Source organism: Ruegeria sp. BHSA118 (assembly GCF_059613405.1).
In genome coordinates, this window is record NZ_JBXWSM010000033.1 from 33789 (window position 1) to 44415 (window position 10627).

Consider the following 10627-nt stretch of genomic DNA (forward strand, 5'->3'; position numbering starts at 1 on the left):
GAAGAAATTACCATGAAACAGTCATACATTTTCGCCGCGCTGGCAGCCTTGGCCTTCAGTGTACCACTGACAGCAGACGCTGCGCGGAACGGGTTTCGAACGGAACCCATAAACGCCACTGATTTCGAGGTCATCCCCCGCGGCGACATGCGCGCCGAAGGCTATTGGTGCGCCGCCGCGGATTATGCACGTCGAACCTTGGGATTGGGCTGGACGGACCGGATTTACGTGTTGCGAGGATACGGGCCCAGTGTCACAACCGGTCGCAGAACAGCGGTTCAGTTTTCCATCAAGCCACCTCAATCGGTTGATGCGCAACCAAGCAGCTTTGTCTCGTTCGGGTTTCAACCTGGCAACAGTGAATCTGTACAAGGTGCGAATGCACGGTGTAACTATCGACCGTTCTTCAACGACTGACAAACCCGCAGGATAGTCACGATGCAGACCGAGTTCGTTTTGCACACCCAAGGGCCGGGGCTGTACGAATTCACGTCCGACGTTTTGCAATGGCTTGAACGGGTGGCGAAAGATGGGGTCTTGACCCTGTTCGTTCGCCACACTTCCTGCTCATTGCTGATCCAGGAAAACGCCGACCCCGAAGTTCAAACAGATCTTCAGGCGTTCTTCGAACGGCTGGTTCCACCGTCAGACAACCCCGCCATGTCGTATCTGCGGCACATCTACGAGGGCCCGGACGATATGCCTGCGCATATCAAGGCCGCGCTCTTGCCGGTTTCGCTGACGATCCCGGTCTCGCAGGGACGGCCCGTTCTTGGAACATGGCAAGGGATTTACCTGTTTGAACATCGCACTGCGCCGCATCAAAGGAAGGTTGCGGCGTATCTGGCCTGACCCACTATTTAGCGGTTTGAATTTCCGACTACCCAAACCCTAGCGGCTGCCCTATAGTTGTGGATAAGTAAGCCGCAGCGCTTACAAAAAGAGGCCGAACATGGGACGAGGAGACGGCGGATGCGCTGCCCGTTTTGCGGAAATATCGATACTCAGGTAAAAGATTCACGCCCGGCAGAGGACCACGTGGCAATCCGCCGACGCCGGTTTTGCCCGGCCTGTGGCGGGCGGTTCACGACTTACGAACGTGTGCAGCTACGTGATCTGGTTGTCATAAAAACCAATGGTAAACGCGAAGATTTCGATCGCGACAAGCTGGAGCGTTCGATCCGCATCTCGATGCAGAAACGCCCCGTTGATCCCGAACGGATCGATCAGATGATTTCGGGCATCGTGCGCCGTCTGGAAAGCATGGGCGACACGGATATCCCGTCCAACAAGATCGGTGAGATCGTTATGGAAGCTCTGGCGCGGATCGACACTGTCGCCTATGTTCGCTTTGCGAGTGTGTACAAGAATTTCCAGGCGGCCGATGATTTCGAGGAGTTCGTCCACGAACTGCGCCCGCCGCAGCCTTCGACTGACGAGTGAACGAAACAGATAAGCGATTCATGGCGCTTGCCCTGTCTTTGGGGCGGCGCGGTCAGGGGACGTGCTGGCCGAACCCCGCTGTGGGGTGTGTCATTGTTCGTGATGACCGGATCATCGGGCGGGGCTGGACACAACCGGGCGGCCGCCCTCATGCCGAGACCGAAGCCTTGGCTCAGGCCGGGCAGGGCGCACGTGGTGCGACCGCCTATGTAACGCTGGAACCCTGTGCCCATCACGGCAAAACTCCGCCCTGCGCCGAGGCCTTGATTGCCGCAGGTGTATCCCGCGTTGTGGCCGCTGTCGAAGACAGCGATCCGCGCGTGGCCGGGCTGGGTTTTGCCATGTTGCGCGAGGCGGGGATCGACGTTGTAACTGGCGTTCTTGCGGAACAGGCAGAACGGGATCTGGAAGGCTTCTTCCTCAAGACTGAACAAGGCCGACCTTTTGTGACGCTGAAGATGGCCAGCAGTTTTGACGGGCGCATCGCAACCTCGACAGGGCACAGCCAATGGATCACCGGACCGCAGGCACGTCGTGTGGTCCATGCCATGCGCGCACGTCACGATGCGGTGATGGTCGGAGCAGGGACGGCGCGCGCCGACGACCCCTCGCTGACCGTTCGGGATCTTGGCGTTGAGCATCAACCTGTCCGCGTCGTGGTGTCCCGCCATATGGATATTTCCCTGATGGGGCAGCTGGCGCGCACGGCCTCAAAGATACCTGTCTGGCTCTGCCATGCGCATCACCCGGATGTCGAACGCGCACAGGCGTGGGAGGGATTGGGGGCAAAGCTGATCCCCTGTGCATTGAAAGATCATCATATCGATGCGTTGGATCTGCTTCAGCAACTGGGTCAGGCCGGTTTGACCAGTGTCTTCTGCGAAGGCGGTGCCGCGCTTGCGGCCTCGCTGCTGGCCGAAGATCTGGTGGACGAGCTGATCGGGTTCACTGCCGGCTTAACCATCGGGGCCGAAGGCCTGGCCGCGGTCGGGACACTAGGTCTGGAAACGCTGGAGGCCGCCCCCAGGTTCGAATTGATCGAAACGCAGGCGGTCGGTGGGGATGTGTTGCACCGTTGGCGCAGAGCGTCGGAATAACGTCAACGCCAAAGATGGGCATGCGTTGCGAACGCGCCCTGAAGCTTTGACAGAAAACGGTTGAACGGACCGGACGGTGCCGAATACCCCAGCGCCAAGCGTTCAACAGCCACTTCGACAGGGCAGGGCTGTTTGGTGATCGGATCGAAATAGCGTGGATAGTCAATCAAGGTGGCGTGTACCAAGCCCATCAGCGATGGCCGTGCGCCTCGTCTGACGGGTACGGTATCCAGATCGGTGGTCAGGCCCCATCCCGCATAGAAGGGCGCGCCCAGAGTCGTGACCTTCACCCCGCGCAACAATGCTTCGAACCCCAATAGCGATGTCATCGTCCACACCTCGTCCACCTGCGTCAGCAGCGAGGCGGGGTCAGTCCGGGTCACGACAAGGTCCGCAAGTGACCCTGCGTCTATCTGGCCGTCCCGCAACCCGGCTTCGACATCAGGATGCGGTTTGTAGATCAGGATTGCATCGGGGTTGGCCTCGCGCGCTGTTTGCAGCAGGTCCAGATTGCTGCGCACCGTGTTGGTGCCCAGCAGGATCGAGGCGTCATCTTCAACCTGTCCGGGCACCAGAATTCGGTGACCATGGGGCAGAACCGGCGCGGATTGGCCCGTGTTGTATTTGCTCAAACCATCGGCCAGCAATCTCTCGACAATCCTTTCAGCGCGCAATTCCTGATCCGGGCGCAATGTTGCACGCTCGCTGATCAGGTTTTCCAACTGGCTGGGCTTTGTGGGGTCATAGTAGATGCCGATTTCGTCGGTTACCAGGGATAGGGGCGGAACAAGCGCCGCCCCAAGTCCGCGAGAACGCAAAAAGCCGTCTTCCACACGAACGGCCCCTTCGCTTTCGCGCGCCTGACTGGCCCAGACCATGTGGGGGCGATCCGAGGTGTCAGGCTTTGTGGCCGTAAAACGCAACTTGCCATGCCGCCCGAAAATCTGCTGCATGTGCCTGCGTTTCCACAGGCGCATACCGGCGGCCGTCCAACCGTGCCTGTCCTGACGCCATGCACGGGTCTGCGCCTCCAAAATGTCCAGAACCGTTTCCAGTTCGCACAGCTGATCGCGAAAGGGGTCGTACCAGGTCGGATAAAGCAGCATTGCGGCCGCGAACAGTTGCGCGCGCGTCAGGTTGCGCTGACGGCGCTGGACTGGGAATTCATCCTGCGTCAGGCCCCAGCCGGCATAGAACGGTTGACCGAAAACGCGCGGTTTGTGGCCGGCCAGGATTGCTTCAAAGCCCAGCTGCGAGGACACGGTATAGACCGCAACGGCGCCTTCAAGCAGGGGCCAGGGGCTGATTGGCTTGTCAAACCACGCGACCCGGTCTGACAGGTCCTGATCGGTGAAATGCCCCTGACGATGACCCGCAATCGTTTCCGGATGTGTCTTTATCAGAATGCGCGCGCCTGGGTTTTCCTCCTGCGCGACCACAAGCATTTCAAGAAAACGGGCACGATCAGCACCGCTTGCCGAGACGGCGGCATCGCCAACCGTCTGATCGACGACCAGTACATAACCGGGGTCAGGTGCGGCAAGATCGGGGTCAAACGCGGAATACTTGCTGAGGTTTAATTCCCTGACCCGTTCCATCGCCGCGCGTGCGCGGTTCAGCAGCGCGGTATCGTCCAAGGGATCAGTGTTCAGCAGCTTCTCGAGGTCCGAAGGTGCGGCTGCATCGAAATGCGGGCCTGAACGGTCCAGCAAAAGACCCAAGGGCGGTTCACCGGCGCGCCCCGGGTGCAGAGACCTGAGAAAGGCATCTTCGACCGGCAGAACGGGTGCATGGTGTTTTTCGGCGATGCGCAGGCCCCGATACGCGGTCGGGCTGTTGCCCCATATGCCCACGCAATCGCCATCCTTGGGAAGACCCAGACGGATGTCATATCCGGCAAGCGTCAGAATCCGTCTCAGGCGTTTTTGCGTAAGAAACCCGCCGTTGTAGACGAACAGCCGGGTGCGCTCGGCCCCGGCTGCGCTGTCCGGATCGGGTACCATGCATCAGTTGCCGGTCAGCGTGGCGACGTTTGCGATGGGGGTCAGGCCACCAGCGATCAGCGAGATCGATTTGCTCCACTGTGCATAAGGTGCTTCGGTCACATAAATCGTATCATCGTCGCGGATCACGAAATCCCGCGCGATGAACAGGCCGTTGGGGGCCGTCAGGTTCAGCAGGTAGATCATGCGTTGATCCCCCTTCAGGTCGGCGCGTCCAGTGATGCTGCGCGCGATGTCCTGGCGCTCTTTTCGCAGAATGAAAATGCCGGTTGGATCAGAGGACAGTGTTAGCAGACCACCGACCTGAGCCAAAGCTTCCAATGCAGTAAGGTCCTGACTGTCAAAGGCCACACGAGACTGACCTCCGGTCGCGCCGAGCGCTATGTATGATCTGCTGTCTTCTTCCACCAAAATGCGGTCGCCGCCACGCAAAGCGACGTCCAGTTTCGGGTTGCGGAACAGATCTTCGTACCAGACGGTGCCCTTTTGATCCCCTCGGATCAGCGTCACCAACGCGATATCCGACGCTACTGAGACCCCGCCCGCCTTGGACAGCATGCCAAGCAGGGAACGGGTTGGGCGTTCGATCGGATAGATGCCGGGGGTTGCGACTGTACCCGTCAGCGAGACGGTGGAACCGTCACCCGCAACACGCCGCACTTCGATCTGTGGGTCCGGTGTCTGTTCCCGCAGCTTGTTCGTGATCAAAACGCGAAGCTGTTCGGGGGTGTTGCCCGAGGCCCGAATCCGACCCGCATAGGGGACGAAAATGAAACCATCGCTGTCGACCTGAACTTCGTCCAGAATGGTCGCCGCACCGGTTTCGCCGGACAGCAACCCGTCGTCCACGTTTTCCCATATGGTCAGGCCCAGCACGTCACCGGGGCGGACAGTGTCGGCGGTCAAGGCCTGGGCGCTGCTGAACGAGGAAGAAAAGCCGAACTGAGGCACGGCGGATGTAAGGCGTGTTACGCGGTCATCGACTTCGACGACAAACGCGTTGCCACCATTCTGGACGGCACCCGCCAGAATTTCGGTCTTGTTCGGCCCGGATTTCGGAAGTTGGCAGGCCGCCATCAAGCCGATTGCGGCCACAAGGGAAACCCCCCGCATCCATCGCTTAGGAGAGAATTGCACTGCCGGATATCCTCAGTCTTTTGTTGTTGCGGGAAGATTAGCCGGGAAGCAGCTCAACTTCCAGTCACAGAGCGCCCGAATTGCTCGACGATTTTCAACTGTGGCGTCGGTGCCTCGTTCTTGTTCAGAAGGGCCTGATAAGGGTCACTGCCGCTGAGCATCATGTCCACGGCGCGGCGCAGCAACTGCCGCCTGCCGCGCCGGGAATAAAACCCGCCCGGAACCTGGCTGGTTTCCAGCAGGAATTGCCGGTAACAGCGATAGGCGTCGACATCCGGCGCGTCTGGTTCAGCAAAAAAAGCGGCGATCGACTGCTGTGATACGAAGTCGGTCTTGTCATAAACCGAACGTCCGAAAATACGCAGCGGAATACCCCGCCACAAGACCTGCTGCCCCGCAGTGGAATTCACGGTGACGGCCGAGTTCGCCTCATCCAGCAAACCTGCCAGTTTTCCGCCGGGGACATAGTGAACACGGTTCTGCACCCCGTGTTTTCTGGCAATCTCCGTGGCGCGCAGGTGCAATGGTTCACGGTGGTTTTCCAAAGGGTGCTCTTTCACAACCAGCCTGTGATGTGCCGGTGCGCCTTGCGCGAATCCTGCGATGACCAGCTCCAGAAAATCGGACATGCAGGAGAATTCGGAATGGGCCTGAACCGAACTGTCATGCCCCAGTTGCAGCAGCACAAGGTGGTACGGAAAGCCCCCCCATCTGACACGCGCCGTGGCAATGCCGCGTTGCAGGCGATGAACAGGCATCAGTATCAGGCGTTTGAAATACAACCGGAATTCCTGTGAAACCGACAGATCACGATGAGTCCGGAAATTGCGGTATCTCTTGTTCAGGAACATGACGAACCAATGATAGAGGGCACCGTAGAATATGTGTTGCCGCATATCCCCCCAATGCGACGGTGGCGGGGGCGTTTTGCTGTCCGACCGGGCCAGAGCCTGCCGCATCTGGTCGACATTCAGTGACATCAGGCGCGAATGCCCGTTTGACCCGTTCCGCTCGTACGTAACCCACCAGGGCCGCAGGTAGCCTTCTTCGAATACGTGAATTGTCAGCCCTTGAGACTTCGCAATCTCAACTGCGCGGGCGTGGACCGGTCTCGTGTCGCCATAAAGAACGATATCCGTGACGCCCTTGTCGGCAATCAGTCTGTTCAATGTCTCGGGCCAATCGCCGGGCTTGTTCTGGAACGCGATGAAACTTGCCTTGTCGAACCAGAACGCCTGATCGCCCGCATTGAACCCAACCCGCCAGACCTGTGCCCCCGTGGCACGCAACATCTGCCCGAGTGTCGAGAAAAACGGCCCGTGAGGTCCCTGAAGAAACAGGAAGACCCGTTTATCTGAGCCGGAAGGCATTTGCGGCATCTGGACTGCTCTTTTCGTTTTTTTGTTGCGGAAACTATGCCTGTTTGGGCCTTGTACGGCAAGGCGGGGCTTGCCCGCGCGGCCCATTGGGCTTACCTCGACGGTGAAAAGCAGGCACAGGTTAGGAACTGAGGGTTAACGGAATGTTCACAGGGATCGTCACCGACATCGGCACCGTCACCGAGCTGGAACAGCAGGGGGATCTGCGCGCCCGGATCAGGACGGCCTATGACACGACCGGTATCGATATTGGGGCCTCGATTGCCAGTGATGGTGTGTGCCTGACGGTGATCGCGTTGGGCGACGATTGGTATGATGTTCAGATCAGCGCCGAGACGGTTTCGAAGACAAATCTTGATACATGGGCCGTCGGCAAACGTGTCAATCTGGAGCGTGCGCTGAAAGTCGGCGATGAACTGGGCGGTCACATTGTTTCGGGTCATGTGGACGGCGTGGCCGAAGTGGTTGCGGTCGAAGATGAAGGCGACAGCACACGTGTCACCTTGCGCGCACCGAAGGAGCTGGCCCGGTTCATAGCGCCCAAAGGCTCGGTTGCGTTGAACGGGACATCGCTGACGGTCAATGACGTGGATGATTGCGAGTTTGGCATCAACTTCATCCCTCACACCAAGGAAGTCACGACCTGGGGCGATGTGGGTGTGGGCGATCGCGTCAATCTTGAGATCGATACGCTGGCCCGGTACGTCGCGCGCCTGTCCGAGATGTCCTGATACGTCGCGTCGGAAAACCCCTGCGCCGTTTGTGGACTGGTCTTTGCGCCCTCAGTGGTCTATTCCGCCGAGCAAACCTGCCATGTGAAAGGCTGCCCCATGAGCTTTGAAACCCCCGGACCGGTCGAGGCCCAGTTGCGTGACGCGATCAGCCCGATCGAAGAAATCATCGAAGAGGCGCGCGCCGGCCGGATGTACATTCTGGTCGATCACGAAGATCGCGAGAACGAAGGCGATCTGGTGATCCCGGCCGAGTTTGCGGATGCCGAGGCGATCAACTTCATGGCCACCCACGGGCGCGGTCTGATCTGTTTGCCGATAACCGCGGAACGGATAGATGCGCTGGGCCTGCCGATGATGGCCGTGAACAACTCATCCCGGCACGAGACGGCCTTTACGGTTTCGATTGAGGCGCGCGAAGGTGTCAGCACCGGGATTTCAGCCGCCGACCGGGCGCTGACCGTGGCGACCGCGATCAACGAACAGAACACGATGGCGCATATCGCCACCCCGGGCCATGTCTTCCCGTTGCGGGCAAAGCGGGGCGGGGTGCTGGTGCGCGCAGGCCATACCGAGGCCGCCGTGGATATCTCGCGCCTTGCCGGACTAAACCCGTCAGGCGTGATCTGCGAGATCATGAAGGAAGACGGAACCATGGCGCGCCTGCCGGATCTGGTCGAGTTCGCCAAAAAGCACAACATGAAAATCGGCACGATCAGCGATCTGATCAGCTATCGGTCGCGTAATGACAACTTGGTGGTTGAAACTTCGCGTCAGACCGTCACCTCGGAATATGGCGGTGAATGGGAAATGCGGATTTTCACCGATCAGACCCACGGCATTGAACATGTTGTCATGATCAAAGGTGACATCACCACACCCGAGCCCGTTCTGACGCGCACGCACGCCCTGCACGAAGCGCCGGATATCCTGGGGCTTGGCCCGAAATCATCGCGCGAGCTGCCGCGCGCAATGGAAAAGATCGCCGAAGAGGGCCGCGGAGTGGTCTGCCTGTTCCGCCAGCCGCGCAACTCGCTATATGCCACTGGGGACGAAGGGCCGCGCACTATAAAACAAACCGGTCTGGGGGCGCAGATCCTGTCCAAGATGGGAATTCAGGAACTGGTTCTGCTGACCGACTCTCCTGAAACGGTGTATCTTGGGCTGGACGCGTTTGGTCTGTCCATCGTCGGTACCCGCTCGATTCTGAAGGAAGACTGAACATGGCTGAACAAGACAAACACGGAATTCTGCCGACACCCAGCTTCGACAAGCCGGTGAAACTGCTGATCGTGGCGGCTCCGTTCTACCGCTCGATCGCCGACAACCTGATTGCGGGCGCCACGGCCGAGATCGAAGCGGCTGGCGGCACCTGCGAAGTGGTCGAAGTTCCCGGCGCGCTGGAGATTCCCACGGCCATCGCCATGGCTGACCGGCAGTGCAACTTTGACGGCTATGTCGCGCTTGGCTGCGTCATCCGCGGTGAGACAACGCATTACGAAACCGTCTGCAACGACTCCAGCCGTGCGATCCAGTTGATGGGCCTTCAGGGGCTGTGCATCGGCAACGGCATCCTGACCGTCGAGAATGACGAACAGGCCGAAGTCCGCGCCAATCCCGAAAAGATGAATAAAGGGGGCGGCGCGGCCGCTGCGGCCTTGCATCTGATCGCGCTCAGCCGTAAGTGGGGCGCTTCGAAAAAGGGCGTCGGATTCAAGCCGCCGTCCGAGTCCATCCTGGTGGCGGGCGACAGCAACGGATCAACGACAGCATGACCCAGACAGACACGCCGAAACCGGCAAACCGGAAACGCCTGATGAAATCCGCCGCGCGGCTTTACGCCGTGCAGGCGCTGTTCCAGATGGAACAGTCGGGCCAGACGACCGAGCAGGTGGTCAACGAGTTTCTGGACCACCGGTTCGGCGCGGTCTATGAGGGCGACGAGTTGCTCGAGGGCGACAGCACGCTATTCCGCAAGCTGGTGGATGACGCCGTGAACTATCAGGCGCCGATCGACCAGATGACCGACCGCGCGCTGGTGGCGAAATGGCCGATCGCGCGCATCGACCCGACCCTGCGCGCGCTGTTTCGCGCGGCGGGTGCGGAACTGACCCAAAGCGGCACACCGCCCAAGGTGGTGATCACAGAGTTCGTCGATGTGGCGCGTGCCTTTTTCCCTGAGGGTAAAGAACCTAAATTCGTCAATGCCGTGCTGGATCACATGGCGCGCGAGGCCCAGCCCGAGGCGTTCTGACACGTTTACCTGAACCAGACATGCGCTAGCATTGTTGTCGAAGCGCAAGGAGGTTCGCCATGCCCAAACTGATCCGCCTGTATATCACGCAAGTCGCCTGGGGTTTTGTCATCTCGGCCGTGTTTGTCGGGGTGCTTTTGGCGCTGAACGTCGCGAACCTTCGGCATCTGATAACCGGGTCGGAAATCGGCCTGATCGCGTTGGTGATGATCTGGTTCATGAACGGCATCGTCTTTGCCGGCGTTCAGTTCGCGTACAAGATCATGAGCATGGCGGAAAAGCCGCAGGGGCCGCGTCGGGGAACACCGGTCGCGCACAGCTTTGAGCCGGCAACCGTGAAACAGGAAGCTCGCGCAGGGCGCTGAAATTTCAGGGAAAGTGCGGCGGGACCACCAGTCAACCGTGCGGTTTGATTCCCGAGGACCTGTATGTACAGGTGGGCGCCGGGTAATCAGGCCAGGACCTGAACAGAGCCAGCCCCCTCGGAATTGCTTAAGGCCACCAGAATGCTACCTGTCACAAGAAGGGCAGAACCCGCCACGCGCTTAAGTAGGGTGTCTGACGGGTTCGCGCAAGAGGTCAG

12 protein-coding genes are annotated in these 10627 nt (G+C 59.6%); 9 read left to right on the top strand and 3 right to left on the bottom strand.

The genetic code is table 11. The annotated features are described in order from the left end of the window. Positions 1-12 precede the first annotated feature (12 nt). The 4 genes from AC2FNN_RS11775 to ribD all read left to right on the top strand — a co-directional run bounded on the left by AC2FNN_RS11775 (position 13) and on the right by ribD (position 2540). Positions 13-417 carry a hypothetical protein gene (locus tag AC2FNN_RS11775; RefSeq protein ID WP_496758772.1) on the top strand — a complete coding sequence of 135 codons (405 nt, stop codon included), beginning with the start codon at positions 13-15 and terminating at the stop codon, positions 415-417. A gap of 21 nt (positions 418-438) precedes the next feature. Further along, entirely contained in the window at positions 439-852 is a 414-nt protein-coding gene (locus tag AC2FNN_RS11780; protein WP_496758774.1) for a secondary thiamine-phosphate synthase enzyme YjbQ, read from the top strand. Positions 853-972: 120 nt separating this feature from the next. Continuing rightward, positions 973-1443 carry a transcriptional regulator NrdR gene (nrdR, locus tag AC2FNN_RS11785; protein WP_117869416.1) on the top strand — a complete coding sequence of 157 codons (471 nt, stop codon included), beginning with the start codon at positions 973-975 and terminating at the stop codon, positions 1441-1443. Further along, positions 1440-2540 (top strand): bifunctional diaminohydroxyphosphoribosylaminopyrimidine deaminase/5-amino-6-(5-phosphoribosylamino)uracil reductase RibD, encoded by a 1101-nt coding sequence (ribD, locus tag AC2FNN_RS11790; RefSeq protein WP_496758776.1) that lies wholly within the window; start codon positions 1440-1442, stop codon positions 2538-2540. Before nrdR ends, ribD begins: the two co-directional genes overlap by 4 nt. Positions 2541-2542: 2 nt before the next feature. Here the strand turns inward: ribD and AC2FNN_RS11795 are convergent, their stop codons facing one another. From AC2FNN_RS11795 to AC2FNN_RS11805, 3 genes are read right to left on the bottom strand one after another with little or no spacing between them, the layout of a single operon-like run. Next, positions 2543-4543, bottom strand: coding sequence for a capsule polysaccharide biogenesis protein (locus AC2FNN_RS11795; protein ID WP_496758778.1), 2001 nt, complete (start codon positions 4541-4543; stop codon positions 2543-2545). 3 nt (positions 4544-4546) lie between these two features. Then, entirely contained in the window at positions 4547-5680 is a 1134-nt protein-coding gene (locus AC2FNN_RS11800) for a polysaccharide biosynthesis/export family protein (protein WP_224855168.1), read from the bottom strand. A 53-nt stretch (positions 5681-5733) separates the two neighbouring features. Next, a complete protein-coding gene (locus AC2FNN_RS11805) occupies positions 5734-7059 on the bottom strand; it encodes a capsule polysaccharide biogenesis protein (RefSeq protein WP_496758780.1) in 1326 nt (441 codons plus the stop codon). A gap of 143 nt (positions 7060-7202) precedes the next feature. Here AC2FNN_RS11805 and AC2FNN_RS11810 point away from each other — a divergent pair, with 143 nt between their 5' ends. From AC2FNN_RS11810 to AC2FNN_RS11830, 5 genes are all read left to right on the top strand, one after another. Then, entirely contained in the window at positions 7203-7790 is a 588-nt protein-coding gene (locus tag AC2FNN_RS11810; RefSeq protein WP_496758781.1) for a riboflavin synthase, read from the top strand. A gap of 99 nt (positions 7791-7889) precedes the next feature. Continuing rightward, on the top strand, positions 7890-9011 hold the full coding sequence (gene ribB / locus AC2FNN_RS11815; protein ID WP_496758782.1) for a 3,4-dihydroxy-2-butanone-4-phosphate synthase: 1122 nt from the start codon (positions 7890-7892) through the stop codon (positions 9009-9011). Between the two features lie 2 nt (positions 9012-9013). Beyond that, positions 9014-9565: a 6,7-dimethyl-8-ribityllumazine synthase gene (locus tag AC2FNN_RS11820; RefSeq protein WP_496758783.1), complete on the top strand. Its 552-nt coding sequence runs from the start codon at positions 9014-9016 to the stop codon at positions 9563-9565. Then, positions 9562-10044: a transcription antitermination factor NusB gene (gene nusB, locus AC2FNN_RS11825; RefSeq protein ID WP_496758784.1), complete on the top strand. Its 483-nt coding sequence runs from the start codon at positions 9562-9564 to the stop codon at positions 10042-10044. The genes AC2FNN_RS11820 and nusB overlap by 4 nt, the downstream gene beginning before the upstream one ends. Before the next feature lie 59 nt (positions 10045-10103). Further along, on the top strand, positions 10104-10409 hold the full coding sequence (locus AC2FNN_RS11830; RefSeq protein WP_152457558.1) for a hypothetical protein: 306 nt from the start codon (positions 10104-10106) through the stop codon (positions 10407-10409). Positions 10410-10627 lie beyond the last annotated feature (218 nt).

Excerpts from the sequence above, each read along its gene's own strand:
- AC2FNN_RS11775 (WP_496758772.1), top strand. The coding sequence starts at position 13 with ATGAAACAGTCATACATTTTCGCCGCGCTGGCAGCCTTGGCCTTCAGT.
- AC2FNN_RS11780 (WP_496758774.1), top strand. The coding sequence starts at position 439 with ATGCAGACCGAGTTCGTTTTGCACACCCAAGGGCCGGGGCTGTACGAA.
- nrdR (WP_117869416.1), top strand. The coding sequence starts at position 973 with ATGCGCTGCCCGTTTTGCGGAAATATCGATACTCAGGTAAAAGATTCA.
- AC2FNN_RS11795 (WP_496758778.1), bottom strand. The coding sequence starts at position 4,543 with ATGGTACCCGATCCGGACAGCGCAGCCGGGGCCGAGCGCACCCGGCTG.
- AC2FNN_RS11805 (WP_496758780.1), bottom strand. The coding sequence starts at position 7,059 with ATGCCGCAAATGCCTTCCGGCTCAGATAAACGGGTCTTCCTGTTTCTT.
- AC2FNN_RS11810 (WP_496758781.1), top strand. The coding sequence starts at position 7,203 with ATGTTCACAGGGATCGTCACCGACATCGGCACCGTCACCGAGCTGGAA.
- ribB (WP_496758782.1), top strand. The coding sequence starts at position 7,890 with ATGAGCTTTGAAACCCCCGGACCGGTCGAGGCCCAGTTGCGTGACGCG.
- AC2FNN_RS11820 (WP_496758783.1), top strand. The coding sequence starts at position 9,014 with ATGGCTGAACAAGACAAACACGGAATTCTGCCGACACCCAGCTTCGAC.
- nusB (WP_496758784.1), top strand. The coding sequence starts at position 9,562 with ATGACCCAGACAGACACGCCGAAACCGGCAAACCGGAAACGCCTGATG.
- AC2FNN_RS11830 (WP_152457558.1), top strand. The coding sequence starts at position 10,104 with ATGCCCAAACTGATCCGCCTGTATATCACGCAAGTCGCCTGGGGTTTT.